Raw genomic sequence first — 17,712 nt, forward strand, 5'->3', positions numbered from 1 at the left:
GTCCATCACTTAGATTCTCCATCAGGAACGACCTCCCAAATGCCATCCTCATTCTTTTGCAATGATTTAGATTTACTGGAGTTCCCTCCACTGACATCTTCTTCGGTACTATTTTTTTCATCTTCAGAATTAGAGCTATTGGCTCCAGTATCCGATCCTGAATTCTCTGCTGAACTCCCCTCTGAACCAGAAGGGTGCTCCTCCACTCGAGCTACCGGTGGATAATAGTCTTCTGAAATAAATTCCTGCACTCCATCTGATACCGCCCTGTCGATACGATAAACCGATACCACCTCGCCCTTTTCCCCTTCTTGTAAAAGATTGAATGTCCCTCTATTAACTAGAGATGAATATTGGATGATCGTTTTAGGGGATATTTCTTCGCGATTCAGCAACTGAACATGAAAGTCAGAGGTGGTCGGGTATCCGATCCATTGAACATCAACATTTCCACCCTCTACGTTTACAGACAAATGATAGTCCCCTGTGAATGGGTTGTACACTTTCAAATCCTGGCCTTGGTTGAGGTCTACATTTGCTTCCAAGCCGATTTCTACGTACTCGGGCAATCGATGGCTGATATGTCTTTCCTGTATGATCATTCCTGCTTCAACACTCGCTCCATAAATCGCAGATGCTAACACATCAAGGGAAACTTCATCATAAACTCCATCACCATTTAACAAGCGGTTAAATGAAAAGACAGCCCCATCTTCAAGCTCTTCTCCATCAAATAGTTTCACAACTCGTTCCATACTCGTTTTTTTCGGCACAACGACCGTTTGATCACCAATGCTTTCGTTAAGTGAGGCCGTATTCCCTTTTACAAAGTCATAAGCGACATAATCTAAAGAGGAATCTACCAATTGTGCGGCATCCCTTTTCACAGTTTCAATGAATTGTTCCTGGGAAAACTCTTTAGCCAGTGAATCATTCATATAAGTTTTGAGATCCGTCACATAAGACTCATTAACGGCAACCTGCAAATCTCGGATGGTTGCATCCATGGCTTGTTCAACCGTTGATTCTACATCGAACTGGATCATTTCCGCATCAACGGTCAGTTCCTTGCCATCCATCTTAACAACAATTGAATGGTTGTCTTTCCATTCTTGTGCCTTCTCTGAAAGCAGTTGTACTGCTTCTTCTCTACTTTTTTCTGATACATTAACTGAAGCAATCACGGTATTCTCCGGGAGGTGTTTTCCAGTGGTGACATATTGAATGGCTGCTGAACTTCCGACTGTAAAAAGAAACATCGACATACCAACAGCAACCACTAAAGAAAGCAGCTTAAGGTTCAATGATTGTTTCAACTTTTAACACCTCCTCTGGATCTACTTGCATTACTTTACATTCATGCTCAATTCAACCATGACGCTTGGACCGTACTGCTTTAATTGGTCGATTTCAGCCTTCGTTAAAACTCTTCCTTCTGTGACCACGGTCTCGCCATGAGAATTCACAATGTTTTTGGTCGCTTGTTTCCCTTCCAACAATTCCTCCTGCTTACGGTCAAGGTCCTTTATACGCTCCTGGTTAGCGGTTGTAGAGAAATGAAAGGATTTCTTAGTTTCTACCGTTGCAGGAGCTTCCACTGGATCCCTAGTTTCCACTTCTCCTGTTGAAAACTCTTCGTTCAAAATGAGCAGGCTTTCCCCATAGGTGATGATGTACTCAGAAGAAACTTCTATACTATGTTGATCTTCTGTTGTCACATCAACAGAAAGAATTTGTCCATTCGTTTCATTAACATAGTACTCTGTAATTTCTCCCACTAACTCTCCGACCCGAGTCATCACTTGAGCTCCTTTAATATTAACCTTCTTGTTAATCAGTTGATTCGCAATCGGAATCTCGTTCAAATCCAGAATGGAATGCGTACTTTCTACCGTAATCGCATATTTTCCAATTCCGATGATTTTTTGGAATGGGATCGCCTTCACACTCACTTGCGAGTCTTCATGCTCCACCGTCAAAAAATCTACGGATCCTTTTTCTGGATTGACTATGATGGATTTCACCCGTCCGATTTCTTCACCGGCTGAAATACTAATGATTGGAAATCCGATGATTTCTACACTCTTTTTCATATTATTTCTACACACCCATCATTATTTTGTATAGTGAACTTGTTGTTGAAGTACATATTTTAACTCTTCGACAAGTAGCGAGTATAATGCGAACCTATCAATCAACTCACCTACAAACAATTCAAGCTCGTCTATTTTTCCATTTTTTATATATTGCTTAATTAGAAATTTGGAAATAGAGTAATACTCTAAATCCGATAAGCTATCGAACAGATGAGCTTTGATAAACTCTTCATACTCAAGGACAGACATTTGCTCTTCCATAAGTTCAATTTTTTCGATCATCAGTTCAAGCAGTTGTTTCCGTAATGCTTCATCTGCTACCAGCTCTTCTTCATTGTCTACTTCCAGAGCGAGACTATCTTCATTATCTTCAATATCCGGGTCTATATCATCTTGATAAGGAATAGATACGATTTCTTCACGGATATTCTGATCCTCATTATTCATTTCCCGGGTAATATCTTTGTCGGAATCTGTTGATTTATTCATGCAGTAAACAATATCTTCCTCAGGTTCCAAATCCTCGTCCTTAAAAATTAAGTTAGTAATATTCTCTGTTCTTGGCATCTCTTCAGACTCCATGGGGTCAAGTTCGAGGTCAGCTTTTTCGAAATCTAATTGAAGATTCCTTTCAGCCATCAACTCATCTTCTGTAATGTCCTCTGCATCATCAAGATCCTCTTCATCAACTAAACTTTTTTCTTCCATCCTTAACTGAGCAAGCTCTTCCTCCATTAAAGATTCTTCATCATCGTTATTGTCAATGGAGAACTCATCTTCCTGCGGTTGCATCTCTTCTACCGCTGAAAGTTCGGTTTTATCATCTTTCTCTTGAAACTCTCCATCAGGATCCTTCAACTCAACTTCTGTATCGTCTGAAGGAGAATATCCTCCTTCAATCTCTGCAGACTCTAATGTATGGTGATTCCTTTCACCTTCTTGATCCTCACCTGTAATTTCTTGAAGTAAGTTTCCATTATGTAATAACTCTTCATTAGAGTAAGAATTCTCTATTTCATCCGATTCTTGTTCTTCTATGATATGTTCTTGGTCATTTTGAATTGGGTTTGAATAATCATGGTCATCTATTAACGGGGTACTTATATCTGGTGTGGCGGTATTTTCACCTTTTCCCTCCAAAAACACCTGAGGGGCTTTTTCTTGGAGTAGAACAGTAAACACAACCCCAAGGGCTACCGCAGCTAATACTCCCATCCAAAAAGCGTAAGTGATGGTTGCTAGAAGAGCTAATGAACTAATCAATGATCCTGAGAGCCATAAAATCAACCGGCCTTTAACAGATAAGTTCATCGGTACATATCTAAGAATAATGAATGCTAGAGCAATGGTTACTAACCATATGAGTAGATCTGTCATGTTATTTCCTCCTCTCTTTTTTTATTGATCATAAAAGTGATGATCTATTTCTTTCACTGTGATTTTATCGACCGTAGGTATTCCATCAGGTGGATTTAAGATAAGTTCTTGAGCATATTCTATCGTCAACCTGGATAATTGTGGATTTAATGAGTCTTGATTATCCTGTACATACAACGGATCACGACTACTTGAAAAATTTGTGGAACCGGGGAAGTAATGATCACTGGATGAACCTTTAACGGCATTTAATGTTACATTTCTTCCATATACTCCTCCAAGGATTTTCAAGTTTGAGCCAACACCGTATATATCTAAATTGCTATTCGTGTAAAAAAAAGCATTAATCACTTTTGGTTCACTGTTGTATAAATTATTGTTAGAAATCGTTAGTTCACCTTCACTTACTACGACGAGTGTTCCACCACTTTCGTTAGACAAGTTCTCTATAGTTCCTCCAAAGCGAGTATATAAAGTTCCGTTCATATTTAAATCTTCTCTTATATCAATTCCATGGTTTGTGTAAATGCTTCCTTGAAAGGTCAGGTCACTCAGATAAATCCCGCACTTATTGTTCTGATCGTTGTTTCCATTACAATTCTCATTTTTGGGATATCCATTGATATACATGAATTTTTCTTCCGGCAATAATACGGTTCCAGTTAAGCTAGCATTTTCATGGACATAAATGGATCCATCAACGGTGAGAGAGGACTCATCGTTTCCATCTGGTTCGAGGGTTAGATCACCGTCCACAATTAAATTCCCATCCACTTTCAAGTTAGATCCTTTTAATTTTAGATCTCCACGAATATAAGTATCTCCATAAAACCGATCAGGAGCTTTTGGAGATTTCCCCTGTCTTTCGTAACCTCTTTTGATAACTTGATAACCATTAATCTCATCTATGTTGCCAGGGTAACCATTCGTTGTAATATTTCCCATTGAATTATTTCTTTTTTCAGTGATATATTCTAATACTTTTAGTGGAGCGACATCAGGGTTTTCATCTACAATTCTAGGTTTAATCTCAAAGTAAGAGTCTAATTCCTCTTCTGATATTCTCCAATTCCATAGCCAGCCGGGTACTTCATACCGCCCCTTAACTGATAAGTCACCTTGGATAGATGGATAGGAAGTATTCGCCCATCGACCATATCCAGAAATGAAATAAGCTTCATCATGTAACCTTAAATCATTTCCAACAAATACATCTCCCTTAATAAAAGGTGCGCCGTTCAAACGCATGTCCCCTGGAGTTACAGCCCCATACCTGAATACATCAGCAATCGTAGATATCGTAAACGTACGGACTAACGTTTTATCTGAACCTTCTACATCAACTTCTATATCAACCCTCTGCAGGAACACACCATTTTCTCCATCCTTCAAAACCTTTATCTTAATAAGTCCATCTTCACCTAATCTTTGCTCTGCTTGATGAACTACACTATCGATTCTACTGATAACCCCGCCTAAACCCGGGGTCGCTTCAGCAAGATCAGCATTGATTTCATCGACACCTTTCATAATATGAGCCTGAGCTTCCTGCACCGTCATCTCAGCATCCGCTTTCGTCTCTATAAAATCTGTATTAGCCGAAGAAAACTGCTGAGAACCGATTGTATAACTCATCAAACTCAAGCCTAAGATACTGAAGATGACAAACATAATTAGAACAGTAACAAGAACATAGCCATCTTCATTTTTTAAAAGATTTCTCATTAATCACTCAGTCCCTAAGCGGAAGATTTTTACCAGGCTGTAGGTTTCCTCTGTATTTTCTTTAAAAATTTCTAAATGGACCGTCAACTTATTACCATTAAGTTCGAATGTTGTATTAGATAAATCCATATCATCAGCATTTTGCTGAATATCGTCTATAAGTAAATGACCATTTTCAATGGAGACTTCTGCCGTTTCTTCTATGTATGTAAAGGTTGAATCGTCATCCATGCCATTTAAACGAGTCGCTTTTGCGGTGAATGCTTGAAAGGTCGTTGTATCCGCATTTTGGACGTTGATGGAATCGACGTTGATTAAGTGTTCTTCCAAACTTAAGACAAGGATATTCGCTTCTTTTCTTATCTCTGTTTTAGTTGAGGATGTTTCAACAGCACCTGTGACGAAGTAAAACGCATGATAAGCAGCCACCATCACAATCATCGAGAGGCTGACTACGGCTAAAAGTTCTACTAATGTCATCCCTTTTTCGCTTTTAATATTCATCGCTCAACATATCCTTCTAATTGAGTCTCTTTATTTTTTGCCGAGACTGTAACGACAATTTTCGTTAAGTAATTACTCAAACTAGGTTCATCAGGATCTGTCACCAGCACACGCCCTTCATATTGTTCCACGTTGTTGTCGACTGGCAATTCTAGCAAGTCAGGGATGTTCACTGGTATCTCCCCCTTGCCTTTTTGATCGTCCAAATCTTCCAGTGATTTAGATTGATAGGCTTTTAAAACACCATCAGCAATTTCCATGGTCGTAAAGTCCTTATCTATCGTGTTCGATTGTGTCATTGTATTCATGACGATTTGTGTTGAGACAATGAATACGACAAGAAGTAAGGCCATGGCCACAACCACTTCTACGAGTGAGAATGCTTTCTCTTCACTGAAATCAGGCATCCGCCATTTCCCCCAATTTGCGTCTATTAGTAAAATTATATCGTAAACCTAGGACTTTGTCCTGTGAGAATTCGACAAATTACCCACTAATTACACAAAAAAACCGTCCAATAATAATCATTGAACAGTTTGTATGAGTTCATTATAACTCGCAACACGGTCCCGACCTCTTTGCTTCGCCCCTATATACATCGCACGATCGGCTTGACGGATTAAATCAAAAGCTTCATCACAATGATCAGGATACGTAGCTACACCAATACTCGCCGTCAATGAAATGGAGATAGGTTCTATCGAATGATCGATATGTTCGTAGGAAATAAAAGGCTTTTGTATGATGCTCTCACGTATAGAATGAGCAACTTCCAAGGCCTCCCTTTGATTGTATCCCGGCAAAAGGAGGACAAATTCCTCTCCTCCATACCTCGCAAGTGTCCCGTGTCCACCTACTACCTTCTGAAGTCTCTCTGATAGTGAAGCGAGAACTTCATTGCCACTTTCATGCCCGTATGTATCGTTCACACGCTTAAAGTGATCAATATCCAATAAAACGAGGGAAATCGGCTCTACATTCTCTTGCCTTTGATTTACTTTAAAGATGTTCACGATATGGTCTTCAAAATAACGATAATTATATAAGCCTGTCAGAGCACAACGCTCACTTTCTGCTTTGGTTTTCTCGTAGTGCCTGGCATTATCTATCGCCACACCTAAATAGTTGCCCAGGATATTTAAAATCATAAATTGAAATTGTACGAAAGCTCGCTTTGTGGTGGAGTAGATCGTAATGACCCCAACAATTTCTCCGTTTCTCTCCACGGGTACAGACAAGACCGTTTCAGCACGATCAGGGGTATATTGATTTTCTAAGTGGGACCATTCTGATTTCTTTTTATAAAAGACGCTTTTCCCTTCCTGCCAGGTATCACCGCTGATGCTTTGCCCTCTGGAAAGTTGGATATTAGGAAAATCGATCTCACCTGAACGATCAAAGAAACGGATCAGCTCCAACCTTTTGTTCTCATTTACGTCATAGACATAAATATAATCCACTGGAAGGAGTTCACTCAAACGATCGACGAAAATATCAAGCACTTCTTTCACTCCAAGTTTTCCTGTCAGCTCATGCCCGATGATACTCGTCTCTCTTAAATATGTATTCACTTGATTACTGTTATGGTAAAGCATCAACATCCCTGAAATAAAAACGAAAGGAATACCGACAAAGAAAATTCCACTCATTCCAAATTCTGAATAAACCATATAAAGGACAAAGCCGATGGGCAGAACTAGACTCGATGTCAATAGTTCCCAGAGAAAACCTTTATCGAGCCACTTAATCTCTTTATTATAAAGAACTTTTGCTACAAATTTTATTGAAAATAGGTTGAAGACAATTTGTGAGAGTGCATAACTCACGATAGGTACGGCATCGCCTATGTCATTCACAGCTGATGGACCATGTGTTCCTCCCAGGAAGTAATAGATTCCTGCTGAGACCACTGAAATCAGTAAAAACATGAACAAGTTTATCGGTAATCGGTGAAGGTTTGTTCGACCAAGCCTCATTTTTGCCATTAATGCTAAAATGGCCACTTGAGAAACGATGATCTCTATGAAAAGTCCATAATATAAAAAAACTGCAAATGCGATCCCCTGCGTAAAAAATACGGGGTGGTCTCCGATTTGCAGCGGAAATAAAGCTACGATGGAAGCAAGAATGATAAATGCAGCAATCTCTATCCTGTTCCCTTCAAAAACAGGAGTCAACCACAAGTACAAATAAACTAAACTAGCAGGCCAAATGGTTGCCCACACAAACCAAACGGCATATTTCTTTTGCTTCGTCATCTTACCACCCCACCCTAAGGACCTACCCTTGCACACAACTATTTTACCTTTAGAATATACAGAACATACCTATCCTACCACGAATTTTCTTTACTTTCAAAATATTTCCTTACTTTGGATATGAAATATAGCGACCCTGTAATGAGCAGGACGCCGTCTTCTCCAACATTGGAAGAGGCTTCCCGAATGGCCTGCACGTAATCCTCAACGGCTTTGGTCTCCGTAATCTCCGAGTATTCAGCAAGCTCACGGCCTTTTAAGGCTCTCGGAAAATCAAAAGTTGTCATATAAGCTGTATCGACAACACTCTGCAGTTGTTTCAACATTTTCTTTACAGGCTTGTCTTCTAATGCAGAGTATACGAGGACAATCTTTTTGCCAACGTGATGACGTTTGACTGTTTCTACCAGCGCGCTCGTGCCTTCTTCATTATGAGCGCCATCTATAATCGTCAAAGGAGCATCCTTCACTTTCTCAAACCTTGCAGGCCAACGTGTGGACGCAATTCCTTTTCCATAAAGACTGCGGTCAATCCGCACCCCAAGCGACCTTAATACTTCTGCTGACTGTATGGCCAACGCCGCATTTTCCACCTGGTGAGGGCCTTTCATTTGACTGACATAAGTTTCAGAATGGAACGTTGCATTTGAAAAAACAAAACTCTCTCCTTCATCATTACTGGATTGATGGATAGCTTCAAAATCATGGCCAAGTCTGAATACCCTTGAATGACATGACCTCGCTTTTTGGGTGACTACTTTTACAGCTTCCTCCTGCTTGACCCCAGTAACTACAGGGATTTCGGGTTTGATGATTCCCGCTTTTTCTTCTGCAATTTCTCCTATTGTAGAACCTAGAACATTCATATGGTCGTGTCCGATATTTGTGATAAGGGATAGAACAGGGGTTAGGATATTTGTAGAATCATACCGTCCTCCCAAACCTGTCTCTATTAATACAAGATCAAGGGCAGCTTCGGAAAAATAAAGCATGGCCATTGCTGTTATAATTTCAAATTCGGTAGGTTCTCCTAAAGTCGTTTGTCTCAATTCTTCAGATAGAGGTTTAATTCTAATAACTAATTCAGCTAAAACTTCATCATGAATGGGCTGTCCATCAACACTGATTCGCTCATTGAATCTCTCTATATATGGAGAAGTGAAGGTCCCTACTGACATTCCCTGCTGTTGAAGGATATGACGCAGAAAGGAAAGTGTGGAACCTTTCCCGTTCGTTCCAGCAATATGGACCGACCTGAATTTTTTCTCTGGATGACCAAGCCTCTTCATCATCCATTCCATTCGCTTCAACCCTGGCTTCACTTTGAATTTCTCTCTAGAGTGAATCCAATCCATTGCTTTTTCATACTCCATTTCTATTCCCTCTTTTCAAAAAAGGAGAGTACTCCGTAGAATACCCTCCTCCTTCTTTATGCTTTTAACTCTTTGATTCGCGCTTCTACTTTGGCACGCTTATCAAGGTAGTCTGTTTCTTTTTTGCGTTCCTCTTCCACCACATGTTCTGGCGCTTTACTTACGAAACCTTCATTGGAAAGTTTCTTTTGAACACGAGTCACTTCTTGGTCCCATTTCTTCCATTCGTTCTCAAGACGCTTGATTTCATCTTCGATATTGATCAAGCCTGCTAATGGAAGGTACAATTCAGCTCCAGTAATGACGGCTGACATCGCCTTCTCAGGTGCCTGCAAGTCTGTTGCGATCGTCAGTTCACTTGGGTTGCAGAACCTTTCTAAATAGTCACGGTTCTTCTCAAGCTCTTTGACAATGGCATCGTCTTTCGCCTGGATCATCAACTGGATCTCTTTAGACATCGGTGTATCCACTTCTGAACGGATATTACGCACAGAACGGATGATGGAAACGAGACGATTCATTTCTTCAACCGCTTCTTCATTATGAAAGTCTTCTCTTACCACGGGCCATGAAGCCTGGGTAATGGACTCTCCATCATGAGGAAGGTGCTGCCAGATTTCTTCTGTAATGAATGGCATGAATGGATGAAGCATACGCATCGTCTGATCAAGCGTGTACGCAAGAATGGAGCGTGTCGTATGGATACGTGCCTCGTCTTCTCCATACAGTGGAAGCTTCGCCATTTCAATATACCAATCACAGAAATCATCCCAAATAAAGTTGTAAAGGTGACGGCCGGCTTCACCGAATTCATATTTATCGATGTTTGTCGTCACTTGCTCAATCGTTTGGTCGAGACGAGTCAAAATCCATTGATCGGCTACAGATTTTTCACCTGTGATATCAATGTCCTCATATTTCAAATCGCCCATATTCATCAAAGCAAAACGAGAAGCATTCCAAATTTTATTGGCGAAGTTCCATGTAGACTCTACCTTCTCCCAGTGGAAGCGCAAGTCTTGACCAGGAGATGATCCTGTGGACAGGAAATAACGAAGGGAATCTGCCCCGTATTTATCGATAACATCCATTGGATCGACACCATTACCCAGCGATTTACTCATCTTACGACCCTCAGCATCACGAACAAGGCCATGAATAAGGACATCATTGAAAGGACGCTCATTTGTGAACTCAAGGGATTGGAAAATCATGCGGCTGACCCAGAAACCAATGATATCATACCCTGTAACGAGTACGTTGGTTGGGAAATAGCGTTTATAATCTTCACTGTTTTCATCAGGCCATCCCATCGTTGAGAAAGGCCAAAGCGCGGAGGAGAACCAAGTATCCAGGACATCATCATCCTGCTTCCAGTTCTCAGGATCTTTCGGCTCTTCTTTACCGACATGAATTTCGCCCGTTCCTTTATGGTACCAGGCTGGAATTCGGTGTCCCCACCATAATTGTCTGGAAATACACCAATCCCTCGTATTTTCCATCCAGTGTAGATATGGCTTTTCAAATCGATCAGGAACAAACTGTACTTGATCGTCTCCCTTTTGCAAGTCGATCGACGCGTCAGCTAGTGGCTTCATATCAACAAACCATTGCGTCGAAAGATAAGGTTCAACGACTGCTCCGCTTCGCTCTGAGTGACCGACCGAGTGCATGTGTTCTTCAATTTCAAAAAGAACACCGTTTTCCTGAAGGTCCTTGACGATTTGTTTACGACATTCAAAACGATCCATACCTTTATACTTGCCGGCATTTTCATTCATCGTTCCGTCTTCATTCATGACAAGAATTCGCTCAAGGTTGTGACGATTTCCAATTTCAAAGTCATTCGGATCGTGCGCTGGAGTAATTTTCACAGCCCCGGAACCAAACTCCATATCAACATAATCATCAGCAACAATTTCGATTTCCCGGCCGACAATCGGCAAAATTGCTTTTTTACCAATCAAGTGTTTGTAACGCTCATCTTCCGGATGTACAGCAATGGCTGTATCTCCAAGCATTGTCTCTGGACGTGTGGTCGCAATTTCAATGGTGCCCTCTTCATCTTTCAACGGGTAGCGCATATGGTAAAACGCACCTTGCACATCTTTGTACTCCACTTCGATATCAGACAAAGCCGTCTGTGTGGCAGGATCCCAGTTGATGATATATTCCCCACGGTAGATCAGGCCTTTCTCATAGAGAGTGACAAAAACTTCTTTAACCGCCTCTGAAAGACCATCATCGAGAGTGAAGCGTTCACGGGAATAATCAAGTCCAAGTCCTAGTTTCTCCCACTGGGCACGGATGAATTTCGCATACTCATGCTTCCACTCCCACGATTTCTCCAGAAATTTTTCACGTCCGAGATCATGGCGGGAAACCCCTTCTTCACGAAGCTTTGCGTCTACTTTTGCCTGTGTAGCAATTCCCGCGTGGTCCATGCCCGGTAACCAGAGTACATCGTAGCCCTGCATCCGTTTCACGCGTGTCAGGATATCCTGTAATGTCGTGTCCCACGCATGGCCGAGGTGCAGCTTTCCTGTAACGTTCGGCGGTGGAATGACGATTGTATAAGGTTCCTTGTTTTTATCTCCAGTTGCTTCAAAAAATTTACCATCTACCCAGTATTGATACCGGTCCTTTTCAACGGCTGCCGGATCGTACTTTGTAGGCATTGAAAGATCTTTTTGATCCATTCGATCTTCCTCCTTTTATTCTCTTTATAAAAATAAAAAAACCCCTTCATCCTAAAAAAGGACGAAAGGGTTTCATTTCCGTGGTACCACCTTTAATTTACAGGAAATCATTCCTGTACACTCAAATAAAAATAACGGCTTCTAACCGGCTTCTCCTACTCGTTGTTCAAAGAAGCTGCATCAAGGGCGACCTTCCATAAACAGGGTTCCTGGAAAACTCTCAGCGAATGTTTTCCTCTCTGAAGGAATTGTTCATGTACTCTTCCCTATCTAAGCATTTCACGTATAAAGACTATATTACATATTGTATATAAAAAAGAGGCATTTAGTCAACTACGTCAAAGAAAAAGGCGAAAACCCCTGAGCAGATTGCCCAGGAGCCTTTATCCTCCTATGAAAAGAGGTGCTCTGTATGAGTCGTTTGTATCGTTATCGTCTGCCTCCATGGTGCAGGACATGGTTATATGTGATTGAAAAATCACTACTGCCTATTGTTATTTTTCAGGCACTACGAACCATCATCTTCCCGACTACTTTCGACATCTTCCTTCTCGGATTGGTCCTCGGGTTGTATCTGGCATTCAAATATAAATGGATTTAGTTCGGAATATACACAATCTGCCCAGGGGAAACATCATCTTTATAATCATTGACTCTTTCTAATTGTTTCACAGATACTTCATACTTTTCAGCAATAGACGACAACGTTTCTTCTTCCTGGGCAATATACATTTTCATCTGAGTGTACGTGTCCTCACGGTTCGGGAACAAGTGTTTAAAAATCTGTTTAATGCCATCCATGCCGCCCGGTGCCTGAGCACTTTCCTGATCAGACTCTTCACTGCTGGACTCTTCTACACTGACTTCTCCCCAATCCTCGCTATCATAGGAAGGCTCTTCCGGAGTTAATTGGGTATTTTCCTGAGCATGCCCGAAAAACTCTGGGAAGCTTTGTGATTTTTTATAAAACCAACGGCCATCATCTTCTTCTGTATGCTCACTTTCATCTTTTTCATCAATCCGGAAAATAGGTGCCTCCCGTTCTGGCAGAACAGGTGATTCTTTTTGACTCTGCTCTTGAAAATTGACGGGACCGACAGTCGCAGACTCATCGAACGTCGGTTCATTTGATGCTTCATGTTGTTTTTCTTCCAGACCGTTAATGTTTACATGGGCATGAAGACGAAGTTGACGATTGGCTGGAAGTTCGTAATCAAAACTTTCGATGTCAATGAGCACATCTTCTAAGTTCGATACTCTTTCTAAAGGTACCGTGATTTCAACGGGAAAAGAGTGGTTGAATGTATGAATACCTTCTTCCGATGGTTCGACTACATCCATGGTTCGTACAGATGGTGCAAGAGGACTTTCATCCTGCGCATCTTGGCTTCCCGTCGGAATGTATTCGCCTGCAAGGTCGACGGTCCCTTTCAGCCGGACCTCATCTCCAAGCTCTTCGATAGTTATTTCAGGTTCTAATGAAATGCCGATTAACTCGCGAACGCCCTGTCCTTCCTTGAACCATATGGATTCATCTAAATAAAAGGAAAATACATTTTGTTTGTTTTGCAAAGTTCGGTCCCCTCCCTAAGGTAATAAACACTTTTCTCTATTATCACCTTATGCGAGAGTTAGAGTAATATACATAACGAAAGCGCATGGGTATTCCCCATGCGCTTTTATTATTTAGATTTAATTTGCGAAAAGACTTTCTCAGCTGCTTGAATCGTTTTCTCGATATCCTCATCCGTATGTTTGACAGATAAAAACAGACCTTCAAATTGGGAAGGTGGCAAATAAATGCCTTCTTCAATCATTCCTTGGAAATAGTGTGTGAACAATTCTAGATCGGATTGGTTGGCTGTTTCAAAGTTCGTTACAGGTTCGTTTGTAAAGAAGAAACCTACCATAGAACCTGCCCGGTTCACCGTCAATGGAATGTCGTGTTTTTCCGCCGCTTGTTGGTATCCTTCAATCAGGCGATCTACTTTTTTGTTAATGGAAGCATACGCTTCTTCAGTCATCGCAGAGATCGTTTCAAAACCTGCGGTCATTGCGAGAGGGTTTCCAGAAAGCGTACCTGCTTGATAGATATCTCCAACAGGAGCGACCCGTTCCATAATTTCCCGCTTTCCACCATAGGCCCCTACAGGGAGACCGCCTCCGATTACTTTACCAAGGCATGTCATGTCAGGAGTGACATCAAAGTGGCCTTGAGCACTGTAGTAACCTACACGGAATCCAGTCATAACTTCATCAAAGATGAGAACCGTCCCATTGTCTTCCGTCATTGTTCTCAACTCTTGGAGAAACCCTTCGTTTGGTGGAACAACACCCATATTTCCAGAGACTGGTTCAATAATGACAGCGGCTAAATCATCTCCGAACTCTTCGAAAACGTAACGGACGCTTTCTAAGTCATTGTAAGGGACCGTAATCGTATTTTGGGCAATGGATTCCGGCACACCAGGAGAATCCGGCAGTCCAAGAGTGGCTACTCCAGAGCCTGCTTTGATCAACAAGGAATCACCGTGTCCATGATAATTTCCTTCGAACTTCAAGATTTTATCGCGGCCCGTATATCCACGAGCCACACGAAGAGCACTCATCGTCGCTTCTGTACCTGAATTCACCATACGGAGCATTTCAATAGACGGGACCCTTTCTCTCACAAGGGTAGCCAATTCATTCTCCATTTCCGTAGGAGCACCGAAGCTTGTTCCATTTGCAGTCGCTTTGGTTAAGGATTCTGTCACTTTCTCATCGGCGTGTCCTAAAATTAATGGGCCGAAGCTTAAGACATAATCGATATACTCGTTGCCATCGAGATCATAAAGTTTGGAACCGGCACCCTTTTCCATAAAAATCGGGTCCATCTGGACAGATTTAAATGCACGTACAGGGGAGTTCACTCCACCTGGCATTAAATCTACTGCTTTTCTATAGGCTTGTTTTGAACGATCAAATGTTTTCATTATAAGACACCCTTTCTGTCCGCGTTATTGATTTAAATAACGAGCCGCATCTTTAGCGAAGTACGTAATGATGAGGTCGGCGCCAGCTCGTTTCATAGAGGTCAGCTTTTCTAAAACCATCTCTTCTTCATTGACCCAGCCATTTTGCGCAGCTGCTTTGATCATGGAGTATTCCCCACTGACGTTGTATGCGACCAGCGGCAAGTTGTAACGATCTTTCACTTCACGCATGATATCAAGATAAGCCAGAGCCGGTTTAACAATCAAGAAGTCAGCACCTTCCTCTACGTCTGACTCTGCCTCTCTTAATGCTTCCAAGCGGTTCGCTGGATCCATCTGGTAAGCACGGCGGTCACCAAATTGAGGAGAACTGTGAGCCGCATCGCGGAATGGACCATAAAAAGAAGAAGCATATTTGACAGCGTAAGACATAACAGGGATATGGCTGAAGCCTGCTTCATCAAGACCCTGACGGATAGCTGCAACAAAACCATCCATCATATTCGATGGGGCAATAATATCGGCGCCTGCTTCCGCTTGAGTGATGGCCGTTTTCGTAATGTAAGTCAAAGACTCATCATTGGCAATATCCCCATCACGGACAATTCCGCAATGACCGTGGTCTGTATATTGACATAAACATGTATCCGCAATCACGGTTAAGGAAGGAAAGCTTTCTTTAATTTGGCGAATGGCACGTTGAACAATCCCCTGTTCGTGATAGGCTTGACTTCCTACGTCGTCTTTTTCGGCTGGAACACCAAAGACAATGACAGATTTTATATCTAAACCCACCAGCTCGTCCATTTCCTCGTTCAAGTGATCGAGGGAAACTTGATGGACTCCAGGCATCGATGCTACTGGGTTTTTAACGCCTTCTCCTTCTACAACAAAAATCGGGTAGATTAAATCTTCCGTACGAAGATGGGTCTCTCTCACAAGCGCTCTCATGGAATCCGTTCGGCGCAAGCGACGGTGGCGTTTGAACTGCAAATCTTTCATATTTATCTTTTCCCTTCGTTAGAAAAATAGTAAGTCAATTGTTTTAACAGATGGGGGATGGTGTACTGCTCAGGAACATGCACGTTGGTAAACCCCCGTTTTGCTGCTTCTTTCGCTGTCGTCGGACCGATACAGAAACATGGAATCTCTACGCCTTGATCCTGGACCATGGATACAAATGCACGAACAGTTGACGGACTTGTGAAGGTTAATGCATCAATCTTTCGTTCCTGAAGCCACACAAGGAGTTCAGACTTTTTCTCTTCCACTAGTAGCGTATCATATACGGTCATGGAATGAAAAAATACACCCTTGTCATCAAACATGCGGGGAAGAGCGTCTCTTGAACGATTTCCTCTTATGTACAAAATGGGACCAGGCTGAGGCTCTTTAGCAAAAAACTCCTTCCCCATCGAAGACGCATGGTATTTTGAAGGGATGAAATCAGCCTGAAATCCAAAATCATTTAAGCGTTTCTCGGTTTTTGATCCAATGATGGCAAATTGAAGAGATAACGGAATCTCAACCTTGTACTTTTTCAGAAGCTCGAAAAAAAACTTCACACCATTCGCGCTTGTGATAAACACCCAGGAATAGTCGTGAAGTCGTTTCAAAACCTCTTGATGAGATTCCGAATCATTCAATTGGAAGGAGAGAAGGGGAGTATGATACACAACTCCACCTTCTGCTTCAATTCTCTCAATAAATGAGCGTGCTTGGGACTGTCCTCTCGTCACGAGAATTCTCTTCCCCTGCAATGGCTGCATTATTGGTCATACTCCTCTTTAGCACGATCCACAATCTCCTGTGCTCCTTGAGCTTTCAAACGATCGGCTGCTTCTTTCCCGACTTCAATTGGATCTTTACCTGAAACCGTTTCAAGCAAGATGGTCTTTCCATCAGGCGTCCCGACAAGCGCTGTCAAGACGATTTCTTCTCCTTTACGGTAGGCATAACCACCGATCGGAACTTGACAACCTCCATTCAAATCATGAAGGAATTTACGCTCAGCCGTCACCGTCGTTTCGGTGTACTCATGATTCAACTTCTTAAGAAAATCTCGTAATTCTGAGTCATTTTCACGACATTGAATCGCTAGAGCTCCCTGTCCAACCGCAGGGACACAGACATCTGGCTCGAGATATTCGGTTACCACGTCATCATCCCAGCCCATGCGTTTTAAGCCCGCTGCTGCGAGGACAATGGCATCGTAGTCCTCTTCCTTACACTTACGGAGACGTGTATCAATGTTCCCGCGGATCCATTTAATTTCTACATCTGGACGGACGGCCTTGATTTGAGAACCGCGTCTCAAACTGCTTGTTCCAACAATTGCTCCAGCGGGAAGGTCTTTAAGTGCAACGTTTCCATTCGAAACAAAAGCATCGCGGTGATCTTCACGGATCGGAACAGCCGCAACCATCAGACCTTCGGCAACAACGGCCGGCATATCCTTCATACTATGAACAGCCATATCGATTTCTCCATCGTACATTGCCTGTTCAATCTCTTTAATGAAAAGCCCTTTGCCCCCGACTTTGGAAAGGGTGACGTCAAGGATTTCATCCCCTTTTGTTGAAATTCGTTTGATTTCAAACTCATAGGATGGATCGATTTGTTTCAATTGATCGATGACCCATTCTGTTTGTGTGATTGCTAATTTACTTTTGCGTGATCCGATGACGATTTTTCTCAAAACATTT

15 protein-coding genes and 1 other annotated feature are annotated in these 17,712 nt (G+C 42.0%); of the genes, 1 reads left to right on the plus strand and 14 read right to left on the minus strand.

Features of this window, described 5'->3' with window-relative positions; translation table 11 throughout:
* Positions 1–5: 5 nt before the first annotated feature.
* From GLV98_RS11950 to GLV98_RS11990, 9 genes are all read right to left on the minus strand, one after another.
* Positions 6–1,316: a VanW family protein gene (locus GLV98_RS11950; RefSeq protein WP_160915445.1), complete on the minus strand. Its 1,311-nt coding sequence runs from the start codon at positions 1,314–1,316 to the stop codon at positions 6–8.
* A 30-nt stretch (positions 1,317–1,346) separates the two neighbouring features.
* The gene (locus tag GLV98_RS11955) at positions 1,347–2,093 is read right to left on the minus strand and encodes a PRC-barrel domain-containing protein (protein ID WP_160915447.1); all 747 of its coding nucleotides are present in this window, start codon (positions 2,091–2,093) and stop codon (positions 1,347–1,349) included.
* A 21-nt stretch (positions 2,094–2,114) separates the two neighbouring features.
* Positions 2,115–3,473, minus strand: a complete 1,359-nt coding sequence (locus GLV98_RS11960) for an AzlD domain-containing protein (RefSeq protein WP_160915449.1) — start codon at positions 3,471–3,473, stop codon at positions 2,115–2,117.
* A 21-nt stretch (positions 3,474–3,494) separates the two neighbouring features.
* Positions 3,495–5,198, minus strand: a complete 1,704-nt coding sequence (locus GLV98_RS11965; RefSeq protein ID WP_160915451.1) for a hypothetical protein — start codon at positions 5,196–5,198, stop codon at positions 3,495–3,497.
* A 3-nt stretch (positions 5,199–5,201) separates the two neighbouring features.
* Positions 5,202–5,702 (minus strand): PulJ/GspJ family protein, encoded by a 501-nt coding sequence (locus GLV98_RS11970; RefSeq protein WP_160915453.1) that lies wholly within the window; start codon positions 5,700–5,702, stop codon positions 5,202–5,204.
* Positions 5,699–6,109: a PulJ/GspJ family protein gene (locus GLV98_RS11975; RefSeq protein ID WP_160915455.1), complete on the minus strand. Its 411-nt coding sequence runs from the start codon at positions 6,107–6,109 to the stop codon at positions 5,699–5,701. The genes GLV98_RS11970 and GLV98_RS11975 overlap by 4 nt, the downstream gene beginning before the upstream one ends.
* A 117-nt stretch (positions 6,110–6,226) precedes the next feature.
* Positions 6,227–7,960, minus strand: coding sequence for a sensor domain-containing diguanylate cyclase (locus tag GLV98_RS11980; RefSeq protein ID WP_160915457.1), 1,734 nt, complete (start codon positions 7,958–7,960; stop codon positions 6,227–6,229).
* Positions 7,961–8,034: 74 nt separating this feature from the next.
* Positions 8,035–9,333 carry a bifunctional folylpolyglutamate synthase/dihydrofolate synthase gene (locus GLV98_RS11985; protein WP_202410037.1) on the minus strand — a complete coding sequence of 433 codons (1,299 nt, stop codon included), beginning with the start codon at positions 9,331–9,333 and terminating at the stop codon, positions 8,035–8,037.
* A gap of 56 nt (positions 9,334–9,389) precedes the next feature.
* Positions 9,390–12,032, minus strand: a complete 2,643-nt coding sequence (locus tag GLV98_RS11990; RefSeq protein ID WP_160915468.1) for a valine--tRNA ligase — start codon at positions 12,030–12,032, stop codon at positions 9,390–9,392.
* A 54-nt stretch (positions 12,033–12,086) separates the two neighbouring features.
* Positions 12,087–12,314, minus strand: a binding site (T-box leader).
* 130 nt (positions 12,315–12,444) lie between these two features.
* On the opposite strand from GLV98_RS11990, the gene GLV98_RS11995 reads away from it, so the two are divergent.
* The gene (locus GLV98_RS11995; protein ID WP_160915470.1) at positions 12,445–12,633 is read left to right on the plus strand and encodes a hypothetical protein; all 189 of its coding nucleotides are present in this window, start codon (positions 12,445–12,447) and stop codon (positions 12,631–12,633) included.
* On the opposite strand, the gene GLV98_RS12000 is transcribed toward GLV98_RS11995, so the two are convergent.
* From GLV98_RS12000 to hemC, 5 genes are all read right to left on the minus strand, one after another.
* The gene (locus GLV98_RS12000; RefSeq protein WP_160915472.1) at positions 12,630–13,604 is read right to left on the minus strand and encodes a LysM peptidoglycan-binding domain-containing protein; all 975 of its coding nucleotides are present in this window, start codon (positions 13,602–13,604) and stop codon (positions 12,630–12,632) included. The genes GLV98_RS11995 and GLV98_RS12000 overlap by 4 nt on opposite strands.
* Before the next feature lie 110 nt (positions 13,605–13,714).
* Positions 13,715–15,007, minus strand: a complete 1,293-nt coding sequence (gene hemL / locus GLV98_RS12005; protein WP_160915474.1) for a glutamate-1-semialdehyde 2,1-aminomutase — start codon at positions 15,005–15,007, stop codon at positions 13,715–13,717.
* Between the two features lie 24 nt (positions 15,008–15,031).
* Positions 15,032–16,009: a porphobilinogen synthase gene (hemB, locus tag GLV98_RS12010; RefSeq protein WP_160915476.1), complete on the minus strand. Its 978-nt coding sequence runs from the start codon at positions 16,007–16,009 to the stop codon at positions 15,032–15,034.
* Positions 16,010–16,011: 2 nt separating this feature from the next.
* Positions 16,012–16,776, minus strand: a complete 765-nt coding sequence (locus GLV98_RS12015; protein WP_160915478.1) for a uroporphyrinogen-III synthase — start codon at positions 16,774–16,776, stop codon at positions 16,012–16,014.
* Positions 16,776–17,705: a hydroxymethylbilane synthase gene (gene hemC, locus GLV98_RS12020; RefSeq protein WP_160915481.1), complete on the minus strand. Its 930-nt coding sequence runs from the start codon at positions 17,703–17,705 to the stop codon at positions 16,776–16,778. Before hemC ends, GLV98_RS12015 begins: the two co-directional genes overlap by 1 nt.
* Positions 17,706–17,712: the final 7 nt, after the last annotated feature.

It is taken from the genome of Halobacillus litoralis, from assembly GCF_009856415.1.
GTDB lineage: Bacteria > Bacillota > Bacilli > Bacillales > Halobacillaceae > Halobacillus > Halobacillus litoralis_C.